The 17,534-nt window shown below is 53.4% G+C and carries 14 protein-coding genes; 4 read left to right on the forward strand and 10 right to left on the reverse strand.

The genetic code is table 11. The features are described from left to right. Nucleotides 1-68: 68 nt before the first annotated feature. From ACQ4M4_RS07525 to ACQ4M4_RS07535, 3 genes are all read right to left on the reverse strand, one after another. Nucleotides 69-599 carry a GIY-YIG nuclease family protein gene (locus ACQ4M4_RS07525; RefSeq protein WP_430683861.1) on the reverse strand — a complete coding sequence of 177 codons (531 nt, stop codon included), beginning with the start codon at nucleotides 597-599 and terminating at the stop codon, nucleotides 69-71. Between the two features lie 63 nt (nucleotides 600-662). Beyond that, on the reverse strand, nucleotides 663-1,301 hold the full coding sequence (locus ACQ4M4_RS07530) for a pentapeptide repeat-containing protein (RefSeq protein ID WP_430683862.1): 639 nt from the start codon (nucleotides 1,299-1,301) through the stop codon (nucleotides 663-665). A gap of 17 nt (nucleotides 1,302-1,318) precedes the next feature. Continuing rightward, entirely contained in the window at nucleotides 1,319-2,761 is a 1,443-nt protein-coding gene (locus ACQ4M4_RS07535) for a DICT sensory domain-containing protein (protein ID WP_430683863.1), read from the reverse strand. Between the two features lie 103 nt (nucleotides 2,762-2,864). Between ACQ4M4_RS07535 and ACQ4M4_RS07540 the strand changes: the two genes are divergently transcribed. Beyond that, a complete protein-coding gene (locus tag ACQ4M4_RS07540; RefSeq protein WP_430683864.1) occupies nucleotides 2,865-3,092 on the forward strand; it encodes a hypothetical protein in 228 nt (75 codons plus the stop codon). Here the strand turns inward: ACQ4M4_RS07540 and ACQ4M4_RS07545 are convergent. After that, nucleotides 3,071-3,766 (reverse strand): aldehyde oxygenase (deformylating), encoded by a 696-nt coding sequence (locus ACQ4M4_RS07545; protein WP_430683865.1) that lies wholly within the window; start codon nucleotides 3,764-3,766, stop codon nucleotides 3,071-3,073. The genes ACQ4M4_RS07540 and ACQ4M4_RS07545 overlap by 22 nt on opposite strands. 393 nt (nucleotides 3,767-4,159) lie before the next feature. Between ACQ4M4_RS07545 and ACQ4M4_RS07550 the strand changes: the two genes are divergently transcribed. Continuing rightward, on the forward strand, nucleotides 4,160-4,990 hold the full coding sequence (locus tag ACQ4M4_RS07550; protein WP_430683866.1) for a carbohydrate ABC transporter permease: 831 nt from the start codon (nucleotides 4,160-4,162) through the stop codon (nucleotides 4,988-4,990). Between the two features lie 191 nt (nucleotides 4,991-5,181). Here the strand turns inward: ACQ4M4_RS07550 and ACQ4M4_RS07555 are convergent, their stop codons facing one another. The 3 genes from ACQ4M4_RS07555 to ACQ4M4_RS07565 form a co-directional block, all read right to left on the reverse strand. Further along, nucleotides 5,182-7,143, reverse strand: a complete 1,962-nt coding sequence (locus ACQ4M4_RS07555) for a CHASE2 domain-containing protein (protein WP_430683867.1) — start codon at nucleotides 7,141-7,143, stop codon at nucleotides 5,182-5,184. A gap of 295 nt (nucleotides 7,144-7,438) precedes the next feature. After that, nucleotides 7,439-10,078 (reverse strand): chloride channel protein, encoded by a 2,640-nt coding sequence (locus tag ACQ4M4_RS07560; protein ID WP_430683868.1) that lies wholly within the window; start codon nucleotides 10,076-10,078, stop codon nucleotides 7,439-7,441. Between the two features lie 283 nt (nucleotides 10,079-10,361). Next, nucleotides 10,362-11,024, reverse strand: a complete 663-nt coding sequence (locus ACQ4M4_RS07565) for a DUF1997 domain-containing protein (RefSeq protein ID WP_430683869.1) — start codon at nucleotides 11,022-11,024, stop codon at nucleotides 10,362-10,364. Nucleotides 11,025-11,544: 520 nt separating this feature from the next. Here ACQ4M4_RS07565 and ACQ4M4_RS07570 point away from each other — a divergent pair. Both ACQ4M4_RS07570 and ACQ4M4_RS07575 read left to right on the forward strand, forming a co-directional pair. Beyond that, entirely contained in the window at nucleotides 11,545-12,207 is a 663-nt protein-coding gene (locus tag ACQ4M4_RS07570) for an SDR family oxidoreductase (protein WP_430683870.1), read from the forward strand. A 101-nt stretch (nucleotides 12,208-12,308) separates the two neighbouring features. Beyond that, a complete protein-coding gene (locus tag ACQ4M4_RS07575) occupies nucleotides 12,309-13,007 on the forward strand; it encodes a glycoside hydrolase family 24 protein (protein ID WP_430683871.1) in 699 nt (232 codons plus the stop codon). Here the strand turns inward: ACQ4M4_RS07575 and ACQ4M4_RS07580 are convergent. The 3 genes from ACQ4M4_RS07580 to ACQ4M4_RS07590 all read right to left on the reverse strand — a co-directional run bounded on the left by ACQ4M4_RS07580 (nucleotide 12,958) and on the right by ACQ4M4_RS07590 (nucleotide 17,425). After that, nucleotides 12,958-14,733 (reverse strand): GspE/PulE family protein, encoded by a 1,776-nt coding sequence (locus ACQ4M4_RS07580; RefSeq protein ID WP_430683872.1) that lies wholly within the window; start codon nucleotides 14,731-14,733, stop codon nucleotides 12,958-12,960. The two genes, ACQ4M4_RS07575 and ACQ4M4_RS07580, sit on opposite strands and share 50 nt — an antisense overlap. Nucleotides 14,734-14,923: 190 nt before the next feature. After that, entirely contained in the window at nucleotides 14,924-16,324 is a 1,401-nt protein-coding gene (locus tag ACQ4M4_RS07585) for an alkaline phosphatase PhoX (RefSeq protein WP_430683873.1), read from the reverse strand. A 756-nt stretch (nucleotides 16,325-17,080) separates the two neighbouring features. After that, on the reverse strand, nucleotides 17,081-17,425 hold the full coding sequence (locus ACQ4M4_RS07590) for a metal-sensing transcriptional repressor (RefSeq protein ID WP_430683874.1): 345 nt from the start codon (nucleotides 17,423-17,425) through the stop codon (nucleotides 17,081-17,083). Nucleotides 17,426-17,534 lie beyond the last annotated feature (109 nt).

Below are 17,534 nucleotides of genomic sequence, written 5' to 3' on the forward strand. Positions count from 1 at the left end.
ACCATAGCCAACGCAAAAAACAGACAGCAAGCTATTCGCCTTCTGCCAAGCCAAGGATGCCCAGCCAGCTAAGGCTTTAAGCTGAGCTTGCCCTCTTCTTTCAGCTTGGGATCAAATCGGAGTGGGGTTTGCACCCCCCGCTCCTGTAATATGCCCAAAATTTCAGCTTCAATGCGGCGTGCGACCTGTTTCAAGGTTTTGATTTTCCCGACCTCATCGCTGGCGGCATAGGCTGCGTGTTCCTCGGGGGTCATGGATTGGGTTGCGTCGATCGCCTGAGTCCAGGCTGTCGCATCATCGGCATTGCCGGGAGGGACGGCATTCTGCTCTGCAAGCCAGTCATGTCGAATTTCTTCTAGCACGGTGCGGTTGGGGCGATCGATGGTGTGAACTTTGAGCCAGTAACACTGGGTTGGCCGGCGGACTAGGTGCTCTTTCAAACTCACATAAATGTCGCGCGAATAGCCGACAAACTGAAGTGCTTGAGCCTCGTTATAAATGGCATAGACGCCAATTTTCCCGGCATGGGTTGCCGTAATGTGGCCCGCCTCATCGAGATAGGGCATAAACGAAAGCTCGGCAAGCGTTGGATTGACCATCGTAAATTTGAGAAGTTTTCCCCGTGAATTGGGCTTTAGCCAAGCGGTATGAATGGCGATCGCTCACGTGTTGGGATCTAGCATGGTACCTCTTAAGCAGGCACCCGAAAGACTAGCCCCCTCCAGGTTTGCGCCATCCAGTTCCGCACATAGCAAATTTGCGCCGTTTGCATTGGTTCCGGCTAGGTTCGCCTCGCGCAAGTCGGTTTCTTCCAGGTTGGCCTCGGTCAACACCGCTCCTTGCAAATTGGCCTGACGCAGGTTGGCATTTTGCAGATTAGCATTGCTGAGATTGGCTCCGCGCAAGTCAGCACCCCGCAAATCCACTCCGTTGAGGTTAACCCCCATCAGGTTGGCACCGCTTAAAAAGGCTCCGCTAAAAACGGCTCGGGTCAGGTTGGCCTGCATCAAATTGGCACCGCGCAAATTGCTGCCGCGCAGGTCGGTCTCGGTTAGGTTGGCCTGCATTAGGTTGGTGCCCAGCAAGTTGGCTCGTAGGTCGGCGCGGCTCAGGTCGCTTCCCATGAGATTGGCTCCATCAAGGCGTGCGCCCGTGAGCCGTGCTTTTGTGAGGATGGCTCCCGATAGGTTCGCGCCGGTCAAATTGGCGCGAGTTAAGTCGGCTCCGGCCAAGTCCTCGTCTTCTAGGTCAGCCCCTGGGAGGTGCTTGAGTGTTCCAGCGTGAATGTCTTTGATGTTCATAAGTTCGGCAAGCGGGGCTATGGGGCTTCGACAGGGTTGGTTTCTAGCGCGATCGCCAACAAATCGTCGTCAGAATGGGAGTCGAGCAGCCACAAGCCAGATGCAATTTTGGGGAGAGAGGTTGACAAATTGAGCCCCTGCTGCATGCCGCCAACTAATAGGGCCAGCGTTTCGATGAGTTTGGGATCCCAGCAACTTCCCTGATCGGCCTTGCACTGGTCTAGCACCTGAGCCAAGGCTTTCATGGGATCAGCATTGGGTTGAGCATTCAGTGCGGCGACCTGTTGCTGAAAGGCAATCACCAGCCCCAAAATTCGTGACTCTAGCGGAATTTCGTCCCGCTGCAAGCCAGCAGGATAACCCTGGCCATCCCAGCGTTCGGTGTGATGGGTCAAAATGGTGGCGATCGCCTTCAGTCGGCTCATGCGGCGCAGCAATTGCGTTCCAGGAATGAGCGGACAGGACAGCGGCTCCTCGCCATGCTCCTCAAATCGAGACGACGTACCGGGACTTAACGGAGCACTGCCCGCTTCAATGCGAGCAATTCGGTGCAGCAAGCTGGCCAGTTGCAGTCGATGCAGCTGCCAAGCGGGCAAGTCCAGCAGTTGCCCCATCGCCTCCGCCAAGGCCGCCACTTCTGCGGCGGCCATCGGATTGCTGAGATCGGTGAGATCAATGAGCTGGGCAATGCGCAAGTAAGCCTGAAGCTCATTGGAAATGAGATTATCGTTGACGGCGTAGCGATTGTTAAAGCCCGCGTCTGTCTCGCCTGAGGACTGAGTTTGCAAGTACTCGACAACCCGAGACACGATATCGCCCAAATTTTCGGCAGTCGGAGCTGCACAGGGCGCGTCGTGGCGCTGTATTTGGGGGGCGATCGCCCTTACCTGTTCCGTCAACTGCTGCTGTAGCTGGGGATTGTATCGGCCAACATGAGCGATCGCCAGCTCAGCCGTTTCCAGCACAAGCGACGGTTCAAACGTCCACAAGCCGTAAAACTTGCGCTCCAAATCGTGGGTGGGATAGCCAGCCGTTTTGTAGTCGGCCTCGGCCAGCTCCTGGCAGAGCACCATGGCCGTATAGTTCGGCGACAAGATAATTAAGTGCCACTCCTGCGCCACCGGATCATCTGCTGCCAAGCCAATTAAGGCAACGTTGTCTCGTTGGCTAGTAGCATGTTCTGCAAAGCCTGCATCATCCGCCGCCAGGATCACAATTTGAGGCGACTTCTCTGCAATATGGCCATAGCGATCGGCCTCCTGCAAGTACCACTTTCCCCGCTGAAATGCGGTAATCACCAGGGGCGAATAGTCATGCTCCAAGATTGAATCTTCTAACGCATGACACAGGGCAACCAATGTGTTTTTGTAGTAAACCCCAAAATTGATTGCCGGTTTGCCCTCAGCTGGATTCGCCTGATGAGCATCTCTAAGCTGTTGCAAGATTGATCCGATTAGCATCCTGGCATTTGCTCGCGATCGCTTGGTCTAATTGGCGCTCTTCGATTTTCGCAGATTTTTCGCATCCATAGGGGATTTCTATCCATCGCTTTCGCTCAGCTTGATGAGATTGGGGATCATTAACTACTGGCGATCGCAGCGTGAACTAACGCTCTGTCCAGCCTTGGGACTGTTTGCGCCTCGTACAGATTGGAAATTGCAAAGCCGTCTAATTTTTTTGCAGGATAAAGGCGATCGCCCACAAAAAAGCCCCAGACGGTTGAATGCCCAGGGCTTTTTCATGGGTATCACACCCCTGCTCGCTCGCCCTTATGCAGCCGAAAGCCCATAGGCTGACATCCGCATAATGTCACGAGTCGAAAACCCAATATTGCTCAATGCTTCGCCGTAGCTAATCATAAAATCTTCCACCAAAGCATCGCGATCCATTCCCAGCTGGCGAGCATCCTCTTCAACCTGGTTCAGCATTCGCCATACCAAAGGCAGATTTTGCTTATTGGCCACTTCTAGCTCATCTTTCACAGCGTCAAAATTAGCCTTGAGCCATTCCTCACCAAAGTTAAGGTGCAGATATTCATCCTTAACGACCCCTTCGGTAATCTTTCGGGCAAAGTCATCTGCAACGGGAATGTAGATGTTGTAAGCCGAAATCGCAAAGCACTCAATCACCAGCGATTGAATCAGCAGACAGGTCACAATATTGCCCTTGGCGGCTGCTTCCTGAAAGTTACGGTGCAGATCCGAGAAGAATGCTTTTGCAAACTCCATGTCTGGAGTGACTTGCAAATTGCGACCACATGCTTGAAACCCTTTTTTGTGGCGGCTTTCCATTTTTGACAAGCTCACCAATTGCTCAGCCTGGTCGGGAATTAGCTCAGCCAAACGCTGATAGTTGGAAACCGCCTCTTCTTCGCCTTCAATTACGATTGCATTGATGCGGCTGTAAGCATCTTTGTAGGCGTCACTATGAAAATCGAGTTCGGGACTAAGCTCAAGCTGAGGCATAAGACTGCAATCTCCTAAAACGGGTCAGGGTTACCATCACCGTAAACAACACTAAATCAGCCAATGCATGATGGGGAATCAGCCATTCTATGCACCAGCTTTAACAACTCTAGCGACTCCTTACAGCACGCTAGAATTGTTCACACTAGAATGTAACCCACTTTATACTCTAATAGTTTGAGCCAAACAGTTGTCAAATATCCAACGGTCTATGCCCAAAGAAGTTCTCACTTTGGGCCATAGAATCTAGTTGATGCTGCTGGCCAATCTGGAATCTGGCGACCGATGTGGGGCCTTTTTGCTTGGGCCTGTTGTCCGATGATCTGGGGCATGCCCTTAGTTCTGGCCTGCATTCTTTGCGCTCATTGCTGATCGACTTTTCTCGCCATGTCTATGCCATCCACGCTTGCTTCGCCTCTTGATCCTGCCTCCAAAGTGCGGTTGTGGATGGGGGTTAACCTTGTGCTATTGCTGATTGGCGCTGGGTTGGTTCTGTTGCCACTGGCTATCGTAGTGTTGACCTCGGTTCATGCGGGTGACCCAGAGACTGCGTGGACAATGGCTAGCTACCGGGTCGCCTGGGCCAGGGGAGACTTTTTGCTGGCTTTTGCCAACTCGACCCTGGTTGCCCTAGCCGTTACGGGGCTTCAGATCATCACCTCTGCCTTGGCCGGATATGCCCTGGCTCGACTGCGGTTTTGGGGTCGGCAGGCGGTTCTGTTGATGGTGCTTGCTACGCTGGTGATTCCGTTTCAGCTGCTGGTGATTCCCATCTTTTTGGTGTTGAAGTGGGGCCATTTGATCAATACCTATGGGGCGCTGATTCTGCCGACTGCTGTGAATGGGTTTGGTATTTTTTTGATGCGGCAGTTTTTTCAAACGATTCCCGTTGAGTTGGAGGAGGCTGCAGCCTTGGATGGAGCCTCTCGTTGGCAAACGCTTTGGCGAGTCCTGCTGCCGTTGGCGCGTCCAGCATTGGTGACGTTGTTTTTGTTTACCTTTATCGGTGAATGGAATGATCTGTTTAAGCCGCTGGTCTTTACCTCACGACCAGAGTTGCGAACGGTGCAACTGGCGCTGGCGGAGTTTCAGGAGCAGTTTACGAATGATTGGTCGCTGATGATGGCGGCTGTGGTGATTGCCACAGTTCCGGTGGTGTTGCTGTTTTTGCTGGGTCAACGACAGTTTATTCGAGGCATTGCCACTACAGGAATTAAGAACTAGCGCTTTGTCGCAGCTATGGTTAGGCTAAATTTCCAAATGCTTATTTCAACCAGCAGAGTTTACGAGACTTCCTGCTGAATCACCGCATGACTTGGCCACGCAACGGTTCATGCTTTAGAAGCTACTCGTGTGGGGGGGCTACGGAAGCGTTCACAGAACGCTTGCGCAAGTGGTGGAGAGGGCGATCGCCCCTAGGTGGTTGATGGAACCGCTGCAGCATGACCCAGGACTCGGTACACATGCACTGGCTGCTGCTTCCCTTGCAAGATCATTGGCCCCCACGGTTCGACTTGAAAGCGGTTCTGCAAATACGAGAGGGTTTCTTCGGCAATGAGGACTCGGCAAAGGTCAACCTGGCGATCTTTGGCGCAGCTTTCAAGTCGAGAGGCCGTATTGACTGCATCTCCAATAACACCGTATTCCATGCGTTCTTTGCCCCCCAGGCTGCCGACCACCACAGGCCCGGTAAAAATGCCCACCCGCATTTGAATTTCTGATAGGTTGCGCTGCACCCAGCCCTGGTTGAGTTGCTGGAGGCGGCGACCCATCGCGAGGGCACAGGCGACAGCGCGCTGGGCATCCTCTTCGACTTCGCGATGTTCGATGCGGGGCATGGGAACGCCAAAAATCGCCAGAAGGCCATCCCCCGTAAATTTGTTGATGATGCCGTGGTGCTGCTGAATTTCCTGGGTCATGGCTTCTAGATACTCATTGAGCCATTCCAACAGCGCTTCGGGTGGCAATTGCTCTGAAATGCGGCTAAAGCCTCGAATATCGGTAAATAGCATGGTGGCAATGAGGCGCTGACCAGGGAGTTTGCCAGACTGGAGCAGGCGATCGCGCGAGTTCCATAAAGCATCGGCAATTTCGGGCGAGGTGTTTTGGCCCAGCAGTGTCATCACCATTTGCTGTTGTCGATGGGCTTGCTGGGCTCGATAGGACACGACCGTGCCAAAAGCCATGACCGAGGCGATCGCCGGAGAAACGACCGGAACCCAGTAATGCGCTGAGAACAAGCCAAAGCTGGTGCTTGCCAGCAGCATGAGCGTGCCACCACAGCACAATCCCAGCAGCAATGGATGCCGGACACTCCACGCAATAAGCCCTGATACGGTTGCCCAGCCTGCAATCCACAGGGCTTCTTGCCAATCGGTCCAGTACCAAAACAAATGCTGCCCCGTCACCGAGGATAAAAACTGGCTCACCATTTGGGCATGAATTTCGACACCGGGCATCTGGTGTGCACTTTGCTCTCCAGCGCTGTAGGGGGTGTAGAACAAATCTTTGCTGCTGGGTGCGGTTGTTCCGAGCAGCACAACTTTGTCCCGAATCCAGGCTGGGTCAACCTGGTTATTCATGAGCTGGGTTAGGGATACGGTGTGTGCCAAGTTTTGCCGAGTGCGGTAGTCGAGCAAAATTTGGTAGCCTCGGGCATCGAGCTGCTGGTATGCGCCAGAGGTCGCCTCCAAGGGTGCATACACCCCTTGGCCGAGCTGCATCCAGTCGGGTTGGCGATCGCTCGCTTGAGGAGTGATGCCCTGCTGCCCCAGGTAGCGCATCGCCAACAACAGCGAAAACGAAGGAAAGGTGCCGTCTTCGGTGGTGGCAAATAGCAAGCTGCGGCGCACAACGCCATCCTCATCCACCAGCACATCGTTAAAGCCAACTCGCTCTGGCTCGACGGTGGGCGGGGGAGGGACGCGATCGCGCTCATCGTTGCCCAGTTTAGTAATTGCAATGAGATTGGGAGCTGCCAGTTGGGGTTCTAGTTCGGTGGTGCCCGGCTCTTGGGGAACATCTCGATACAAATCCAGCCCGATCACCGCAGGCTCATGGCGTTGCAGATTGGCTAACGCTTGGGCGATCGCCGCATCCGAGGGAGTGGCCCGTTGCAAAACTTGGATATCGGCCTCGGTAATGGCCACAATGAGCAGACGCGGATCGGGGGCCTCATCGGTTCGCACGCGCACCATCCGGTCGTACACTCGCAGCTCTAGCGATTGCAGCCAGCCTAAGTGCTTCATGCCCAACACAACCCCCGTCACTGCCAAACTCGTGAGCGCGATCGCCCGCACGCCTGGTAGCCAGTGTTGCTTAAGGTGCGTCAAATCGTTCCATGGTGGAGCAATGCGAACGGAGGACAGCAGTTTCACACGATTTCAGGAATAAAGATATTAAGACTCGACCACAAGATAAGCCCGTATCCAACAGAGCCAGACCTAACACAAGTCACTAAGCCAAGAGTTTTTGCGGGAGCAGAAACCTCCCGCATCTAACACCGATCAACAAGCCCAGAAGAAAATGCACCTCATGAAACGCTCAATGCGCATAAATGACGGATAAACCACCTTGCTGCATACCATGCACAAGCGCCATGTTCAGATCATTCCCCATATTTCTTAAATACAGCGAAAGTTTCCTCGGTTCCTGTCAGTTTTTTGATCTCGCTCACGATTCCGTGTCTAGGGCGCCCCGCACCAAAATCACAGTCGATGCACTATCGCGGGCGATCGCCTCGGGAATGTTGCCCTGCATCACTTGAGTCAGCAATCCCTCGCGGCTGGCTCCCAGCACAATCACGTCGTAGGGTTTGCGCATCGCCAGTTGGCACACGGTTTCGGGTACCGACTCTCCCCAAATGGGCCGTGCCACGACCGGACAATCGGTGGTTTGACGCAGTTGGGCTAGGGCTTCTTGCAAGGGTTGCGTAATGAGCGTTGGGCTATTGGGGGAAATGACCTGGCAAATGCGAATTTCGGGCTGGTGGCCCAACTGTACTAGGGCCGGGAGAAATTGCAGCGCTTGCTGGGCATTTGGCCCACCAGCAATGGGAACCAGCCACCGATCCATTTGTACGGTATCCCCAAGCTTGACCAGCATGACCGGGCAGGGCGATTGCCGAATCAGGGTATCCACAATGCTGCCAAATACTCGTCCCGGTGTTCGGGTTCCCCCTTTCCAGCCCATCACCACGAGGTCGATATGACGCTCGGCAGTAATTTCTAAAATGGCCTGGGCTACGTCATGGGCGGCGCGAATTTGAGTGTGAATGGGAATGCGCCAAGCTTCGCCCAGGTGAACCAGCTGGCGCAACAGCCTCCGGCTTTGAGTGGTGCGCACCGATGTTTCTGCTGGCGAGTTGGCGCGTGGCACGGCAATAATTTGCACGACCTCTAGCTCATAATCCCGATTGCTGGCGATCGCCGCTGCCATTTTCAGCAAAATCGGAGCTGATGCAGGATTACTAATTGGTAGCAGAACCCGACCTCGCCCCGTTGCGGGCGATCGCGTTTGCAAAATGGGGTAAGACGGCTCTGGCTGTGGGCCAAACTGCTGCCCATTGCCGCTGAGCTGATCCGATTCCGCCCGAATAATGTCGGCACGGGTAATAATGCCTACCAGCTTGTGCCCCTCGGTAACCGGCAAGCGACTCAGCTTAAAACGGTTTAGCAAGTACAGCACATGGTTTAAGGGAGCCTGCGGGCCTACCGTGACCGGATGCTGAGTCATAATATCTGCTAGGGTCACGGGCTCTGCCGTTGCCGGACGTCGGCTGGAATCGGACAGATCGGACTGCGTCACGATGCCCACCAGCTTGCCCTGCTCCACCACCGGAAAGCCTCGATGGTGCGATCGCGAAAAAGCTTGAGTCACCTCACTGAGCGGCATGGTGCTTGAGAGCGTCTCTACCCGCCGCTGCATCAGGCTGGCCGCAGTTAGGTGCTGCCAGGGCTGCTGTTGAGCCCCCGTCGCTTCATCAATATGAATGCCGTTCCACGCGAGCAAGTGGGAATAGAGCGAACCCCCGACCAGGCGATGTGCCAGCATGTAGGCGACAACCGACCCAATCATGAGCGGCAACACCAGGTTGAAGTTGGCCGTAATTTCAAACACGATGACGATCGCTGTAATGGGCCCCCGAGTCACCGCACTAAAAAAGGCTCCCATGCCAGCCAGAGCATAGGTTGTGTTAGAGCTAATGCCCTCCGGCACTCCAAGAGGAATGCCCACTGTCGCCTCCAATCCATGGGCCGACATCCCCACCAAATAACCCAGCGCCGAGCCCAAAATTAGTGAAGGGGCAAAGATACCGCCCGGTGCCCCCGAACCATAAGCTAGCAAAGTCAACAAAAACTTGACCACAAATGCCAGCAAGGTAATTTGCCAGGTGACACTTCCCGTGCTTAGGATTTCCAGCAGACCCGTATTGTCGCGAAATGCAACTGGTAGCACCATAATGACTGTGCCCGTCACCAGTCCGGCGATGCCAATTTTCCAAGGTAGGCCCACCTTCAAAACCCGTTGATAGAAGGCCAGCGATACAAAAATGCCTTTGCTAAACAACGTGCCCAGCAGCCCTGCCAGCAGTCCTAAAATTAGGAAAAACGGCACATCTTGAAGCGAAAAGTTGGCTTGATAACTGGTGACGACCAAATCCAAGCTGAGGCTGCGCCCTCCTAGCAGGCGCGAGACGACCGCCCCAATGAAGGAAGCCAAAATCGCTGAGCCAAGCGTAATTCCCGAAAAATCGTGGAGAAATTCTTCAATAACAAAGAGCACACCAGCAATGGGCGCGTTGAACCCAGCTGCGAGACCCGCTGCCGCTCCAGCTGCAATGAGCTGCCGACGATGACTAGGCGAGGTTGGAATCCACTGGCTGAGCTGAGCGGCCAAAGCGGCGCCAATCTGAACAGTGGGACCTTGGCGACCCAAGTTCATCCCTGCGCCTAGTACCAGCACCACGCTCATGAGCTTGACCAAAGCCACCCGCAGGTTTAAAACGAGGGGAACATTTGCGAGCAGTGCTTTGACTTGGGGAATGCCGCTGCCTGCTGCTTCTGGTGCAAGCCGTTCAATGAACCAGCCAGCCAGGAACCCACCGAGCAGGCCCACGACTGGCAGCACTAGCCAGGCCGGAGCTTGGTGAGACATTTGTACACGCCATCCGCCCAGCATGCCCACGCCTTGCTTGAGCAAGACCGCCGCTAGTCCTGATACCAATCCAATCATGCACGCTTCAAGAACCGCCGTTTGGCGCGGATTAATGAAGAGCCGTTGCAGCGGGCGGAAGACTGAAGAGGGCCACATGCGATCGCAAAGGAAAGGGAATGAAATGCCGAGTGGTAGAGCCCCTATGTTCGCATGAATCGATGAAAACAAAGCTGGAAAGCAGTCTGTTGTTCTCCAGCTTTGAAATTGTTGATTTGTTAGGCCTGACGCACGTCATCCGAAAAACCAGGGAGTTGAATAATGGTTGGTGCGCTTAGCGCACCAACCATTATTCAACTCCGTCAGCCCTGTTTGGATGACGTGACTGATTTTGAATCGCGAGCGAGTGACGAGCGAACTCCAGTTCTTAAAAGCCGCTAACTTACCAGAGAAGCTTGCGCTTTTTGCCTACGGCAATTCCCTGCGTTTGGTGAAAATCGTCTTGTACTTTTTGAGTGAGGCTACGGGACACCTGGCGCACAATTTGATTGAGCAGGCGATCGCCTGTGGATTGAACTAGCGATTTGGGCAGCGACTGGATGAAGCGAGGAAACTGAATTGCAACATCTAAGTTGAGTTCCCACGTCACATTGGTCAGCACGGTGGGAGCCGTTTCTAGGCGCAGCCGAGACTGAGCTTCTGCATCCACCTCGGACTCGACTAATTGAAGAGATGCTTTGAAGTCAACCTCATAGCCGATGGATTCGTAACCCGGAATGGCGATCGTTTCGATGCGATACACCCCGTTTTCATCGGGAGGGAGCAGGTGTAGGCCAATCTTGGGTTCTACCTCGTAGCCAAAGGAGCCAAACCTGCCGATGGTAAGCCCATAACCATTGTCTCCCAGCGACTCCGACTTCATCGGGCTGGCACAGCGAGGAAACCACGCTTGGTGGGCATTTAAGTAACTAGCCACCGTTGCCGCATCGGCAACCATTTCCATCGCGCTGGCATAGAACCCCGTAAAGTGCGTAGGCTGATGCTCCATAGCAATGTCAGAGGCATCTTCGGACAAGCAGGTCGAGGGTTCAACATAAGTTGACACAATCCCGAGTACAGAACTGTCCGATTCGAATGGCTGATGTCCCAATGAGTTGGCTTGCATAACCGTTGTTTGTAGCAGTATGTGTATCAGCGTGACCGTTGTGTAGTCAGTGTTTGTGATTCAGCGTGTACTATCAGCGTAACCCGTGAAAGTATCTCAACAGATACATTACAGAACAAACAGGGAACCGGAACGGACAGGGAGCAGCGAGGCAATAGTTTGAAATCTAAACTACCGCAGCGATTGAACTGTCGTCACTCTATCAAAGTAGCGAACCAGTCGAAGTCATGAACCGAATGCGATTGATGAACTCAGCATATCTCTACCGATTGAGCAGTTACCATGTTTAATTTACGGAACTCGTGGGCGTTTTGTTGATTGGCTGCATTCACTTTGAGCGCATGTATACCTAGAGAAGGATTCGCGAAGGATGCATCCTATCGAGTTCAGACGGGCAATTTCAGCTCGGTTGACTACAATTTGAACGGTTAGGTTTCCGCACGTGGTAAGGGAAAGACAAATGAAAGCATGTGTTGCAGGTGCTACTGGGAAAACTGGACGGCGCATTGTGCAGGCGTTGGTGTCGCGAAATATACCTGTGAAGGCACTGGTGCGAAATGTGGAGACTGCTCGGGCAATTTTGCCTGTGGAGGCCGAACTGGTCGTGGGTGATGTGCTCAATCCTGCCAGTCTGAGTGGGGCGATCGCCGACTGCACGGTTCTATTTTCCGCAACGGGGGCGGCTCCCAGCTTTGACCCGACTGGCCCTTACAAGGTGGACTACGAAGGCACCAAAAATTTGGTAGATGCCGCCAAAGCACAGGGAATTCAACATTTCGTCATGGTATCTTCGCTGTGTGTGTCGCAGTTCTTTCATCCCCTCAACCTGTTCTGGCTGATTTTGGTGTGGAAGAAGCAAGCCGAGGAGTATCTGCAAAAAAGTGGTCTGACGTATACGATTGTGCGGCCCGGTGGGTTAACCGAAGAAGACAATAACCCTGATCCGCTAGTAATGTCGTCAGCCGATACGTTATTTGATGGGCGAATTCCCCGTGCTAAGGTAGCGGAAGTGTGCGTTGAAGCTGTGTTTGATCCGGCCAGCCACAATAAGATTGTGGAAATTGTTACCCAAGCTGATGCGGCGGCCAAGCCTTTTAACGAACTGTTTGCGAGTGTAGCTTAGTGGTTTCAAAACGAACAAATGTTGGATCAGCTGGCTCCTCGCCTGCGGAACCGATGGATCGGCACCGGGCCAGTGGACCCTTGCGGTCACCGCACTCCTCAATGTCTACGGCCGTTCCCAAGGAATCTTTGCCCCGCAAAGCTGCACCAGAGCGATCGCCCAATTTGTTGACTCGGGCTGTGGTGCTGGGTGGCATGGCAATGATGGCGGTTGCTGTCTTTGATCGGCTGGAAAATGGGCGATCGCCCCTAGACCCAATGTGGGATGACTATCAGCCTGCGCCGTTGGTGATGGAGGGTGGCGATCCCTATCTTCGAGCGCTGATGCGAACCATTTCGGCCAGCGAAGCCAACGATCCCCGGCCCTACTCGCTCTTGTATGGGGGCGATCGCGCTCCTAGCCTGGATCAGCATCCCGACATTTGCATCCCCATTGTGGTGGGCCCCAATGTGGGCGATTGCACCACTGCGGCGGGGCGCTATCAGTTCCTTAGCTCCACCTGGGAGGAACAGGCCCGCAAGTATCATCCCAAGCCCGATGGCTTGCTGTGGTGGGAGCAGTACAGCTTTGCCCCGGAATACCAGGACTGGGTGATGCACAACTGGCTAGATGATCCGCGTGCATGGAATGCAGACTTGTCGGAGCTGTTGCGCGACGGCCAGCTAGATACTGTGTTGTATATCCTTTCGCCTACCTGGACCAGCCTGGGCTACGGCATCGAAACCAACTCCATGACAGCATCGCTTCCGGTTATTTATGAGGAAATGCTGGCCGAGGAGCTGGTCCAGTCGGCGGAGTAAGGGGGTGGGATTCGGGATCTGCGATCGCTTGTTTGTCGGTTCGACTCTGTCCATTTTTGCCATGGCTGGCGTGAATGGAACGGGGAACTCGCCGATGCAGCGAGCTATGAGGCAGAACCCGCAGCACTTCGTCCACCGTTGTGATACCAGCGGCAACTTTGGCGATCGCAGCAGCGCGAAACGAATTGAACCCTATCTCGTCGAGATAGGCGTGCAGTTGCGTCATGGTGCCTTCATAGATGAGTTCGCGCACGGTTTGATCCACATCGAGCAGCTCAATCATGGCTTCTCGTCCCGCGTAGCCCGAATGAAAGCACCGGGCACACCCTTTACCCTTCTGCCATTGGTTGCCGTAGGTCTGCTTTGGGTTGAGTTGCAGCACCTCCAGGTCTCGCTCGGTTGGTGTATAGGGTTCGGCGCAGTGCGGGCACACCCGACGCACCAACCGCTGGGCCACAATGCCCAACAGCGCGTCGCTGATCAGTCCTGGATCAGGGCCAATATCTTTTAAGCGGGGAATGGCACTGGGAGCATCGTTGGTGTGCAGGGTCGTCAGCACCAGATGTCCTGTTAACGCTGCTCGAACGGCGGTTTCTGCGGTTTCGGCATCGCGAATTTCGCCCACCATAATAATATCGGGGTCTTGCCGCAGAATGGCCCGCAGTCCAGCGGCAAAGGTCATGCCAGCAGGCTCATGCACCTGGGTTTGGGTAATGCGGGGTAGCACGTATTCCACTGGATCTTCCACCGTCACCACGTTGACGAATTCGGTGGCGAGCTCTTGCAGGCTCGTGTACAGGGTGCTGGTTTTGCCCGAACCGGTGGGCCCGGTAAAAATGACCATTCCCTGAGGCTGCCGCAGCCAGTGCTGGTAAATTTCTAGGGCCTTGGGCGTAAAGCCTAACTCGCGAATGGTGCTGAACGGATTTTCGCGCGGGAGGAGACGGATCACAGCCTTTTCGCCTTCAACGCAGGGTAGGGTGCTCACCCGCATGTCTAGCCCCAATTCGTCGGCATTGTCGGTCATGTAGCGATCGCCAATACGTGCATCCTGGGGGCGACGGCTTTCGGCAATATCCATGCCTGCCATCACCTTGAGCGCCACAATGCAGCGACGGCTAATCTCTCGGGGCAACAAAGTAATGTCTCGCAAAATGCCATCAATGCGATAGCGAACTCGTAGCCCCTCGCTGGTGGGCTCCAAGTGAATATCACTTGCTCGATTCCGCAAAGCTCCAGAAATAATAGTTTTGATGCGGCTGATTTGATCCACAGCCTTGGCCAGGTGTAGTTCAGTGATTTCTACTAACTCGTCTGCATCGGCTTCACCCATGAACGGGTTGTTTGAGAGACTGGCGGTAATGCGGTTCTGGTCAACCTTTTGGGTGTGACACCACGTGCGGTAACTCTTCTCAGCAATCGAGATAATTTGAATCTTGGTAAGGGTGCGATCGCCAATGTATTGAATCTGCTCCGGTGTGAGGGGTTTGGGGCTTCCCAGGTAATAACAGTTCCGCCACAGCAACAACGGCACGACTGGCGGTAGCATTCTTCCATCAGGAAACTCTCTTAAAAAGCGATTGCTCACATCTGAATCAATCAAGTATTGGTTGATGATGCCTTGATCATTGACCAGCAACTTGAGAGCCTGCTCACAAGTGATTTCGTTGTTGCGAAGCCGCTGCCACGCAGTAGAGACAGCCGATGACGATGGAGCAGAGTGCATAGTTCAGTACGCGCTTCAGGATGTAAACAACAATTCGAATAGCGCTACGCGCTCGAACTCAGAATGATGATTGTGGGGCAACGCTGTGCGGCTCGAACCATCTCCGCCCTAACCTAATTACGTAAGGCCATGAAAGTGGCTCAGTTGAAGAAGGGCGATCGCGACAGATTGCCCTTCTTCAACTGAGCCATCAAGAAGAGAAGAGTTGCGGAAGGGCCAACATTCTCCAACCGCGGCGACGGTTCCAGGGACCCCAAATTGCCATCGTGATACCTGGCGAGTAAATGTTGACAAACATCGTGTTGCCATCAGGCGAGAAGCAAGCACCAGCATACTCACTGTCATTAATATTGTTCTTCGCAAATTGGTACAACTCGCCAGCCTGGTTAACCCCCACAATGTAATTGTCAGTATTCCCGCCACTACCGTCTTCACACAGCATCAGATCGCCAAATGGGGCAACGGTAATGTTGTCTGGGTAATCCAGCACATCCCGCCCTGGAGATTCAATCACCAGAGTCAGCGTTTCAGTGCTTACGTTGTAGGCAAATACCTGACCAAATCTCGCATCACCGCCACTGGTACAGGTGAAGTAAATCTGATTGTTCCCGTACCAAGCACCTTCGCCACGAGAAAACTTAGCGGCTCCCTTATCCTGCGCCTCAAATCGCACAGTATCGGTATCGGGGTCAACATCGCTAATATGAACCCAGCTGACAGGCAGCGCTTGGCCCTTGTACTGCGAGAAATTGGTGGCTGTATTAACAGTGGGCATCCCTTCAATGACGAGTGCTTCAAGAACACCACCGCTTCTCAGATTGCCTTTCACATTGGGACGGAAACGGTAGAAGCAGCTATCACCTCTGTCTTCTGTCTGATATACATATCCAGTGGCTGGATCAACTGCAACGGCTTCGTGGTTGAACCGTCCCATTGCCGCCAACGGTACAGGGTCAGCAACGGCCATGTTCGCTGTGACAGGAACTTCAAAGTTATAGCCATGCTTCTTGAAAACGTTCGTGCCGTTGGGTACAGACACGTTCTCTTCACACGTAATCCAGCTACCCCAGGGTGTCGGACCCCCCGCACAGTTGCGGATCGTGCCACCCAAAGAGCCCCACTGTTTGATAACTCGGCGATTGGAGCCAACAATCAGCGTTGTGGTACCGCCCGCGCTAGTGTCATACAGCTTTGACACATTCACCTGGGTTGAAGAAGTTGGGTCTAACTCATGGTTTCGCACCAGAATGGTTGTCTGATTCGGGCCAGGAAACGCCGCCATGCCATCATGAGCGCTGGGCACTAAGTTGCCATCATCCATAGGCTGCCCAACGATTGAAAATGCGGCGTAGTTGAACTCTGGCGGCAGTTGCAGAATGGGAGTTCTGCCCAGGTCAATGCCATCACGCACAACCCCAACCAGCTCGCCGGCATTGACAGGCATTCTGGGTGACAGCGGGCCGTAGCCGACTCCCCGAGCCGCTTGACCCTCAACAACTCTGCCGATCAGTTTCTCTAATGAGGACAGTGCGGTTGCTCCGATGGCTGTTGAGCCAGCCAGCATCAAAAAATTACGACGTGAATAAGACACCCGACGTGCTCGCGAGGTTTAAGTGGATTCGTAATTTGAAAAGTAGAACCGTAATGATAGGTAGAAAACATCAGCCTACTTTTAACGGTGGATTAAGTATGAATAAACGTTCAGGGTTTAGGGCGGTAAGCTTTAACTGCTGAAGTTTGTAATGTATTGAATTGTTTTATTGAATGGGTTTATTCAATTTTTACATATTGCAATTCTATGGGTTTTGATTTTTGGCTCTAGTCTTTAGTTTTCTTTTTTAGCTGTTAAATTCATGGAATTTTGAAATTTTTATTCAATTACAAATTAGGGTCGAAAAGTTTATGCGGTTGATAATTTAACTCGCACTCATTGCCAAATTCTCTTGTGCTCATCAATCCGTTGCCAGAAATCCACTTCAAAAATCAATGTGGTTTCGTGAGCTCGGTCTACCGCTGCTGATGTTATTAGCGATAAAGGAGCCGATGGAGCTTGGCTGACAGGAACAGATTGCCAGAACCCCATTGGAACAAGGGTGTTAGGCTTCCTCCACTAACTGATCCGCATTAATGGATAATCAGTTTTTTAGAATCTGGACAAAAAATAAACGCCAACTAGCGCTTAAATGTTCAGACTAGGTTCCTTTCATGCAAAGAGTCCTATCGTAAGGAGTGCGATCGCGGCTTGAGCGAGTGGCTCTATCGTAAGCCCCATCATGGTGTACGCGACGGCTGGCGATTAGCCCATGTCGAAGGCGGGTGCCACTTGTCTTTTTGCCGAGCTGTGCCGTTACGGCAAAAAGCGATCGAGAGCAGATTTGAGAGCGTTGAGTTCGTCGTCGATATTCCCTTCTTTGGCGGCGCGGGCCACACACTCGGTTAAGTGCTCATCCAAAATGATGCGGGCAACGCGATCGAGCGCGCCACGTACGGCGGCAATTTGCACCAGCACATCAGGACAGGGGCGACTTTCGTTTACCATCTGCTTTACCCCACGAATGTGGCCTTCAATTCGGGATAAGCGATTGGTGATTTGTCGGAGCGTTTCTGCATCATGTACATGGGTATGGGGCGCATCATGATGCTCATGGGGGGATGGGAACTCGGGAGAAGTGGGCATTTTGGATGCAGTCATGCGTTCAGAAATGTGAGAGAGCTAGAAACCGAAGCAAATTTGGCAAAATCAAAGAAGCGAACCTAGATGAACGACCTGGATCATTGACGTTGGCCATCATCTTGGATCG

The sequence above is a fragment of the Leptolyngbya sp. AN02str genome, from assembly GCF_050565595.1.
Classification (GTDB): Bacteria; Cyanobacteriota; Cyanobacteriia; order Elainellales; family Elainellaceae; genus Kaiparowitsia.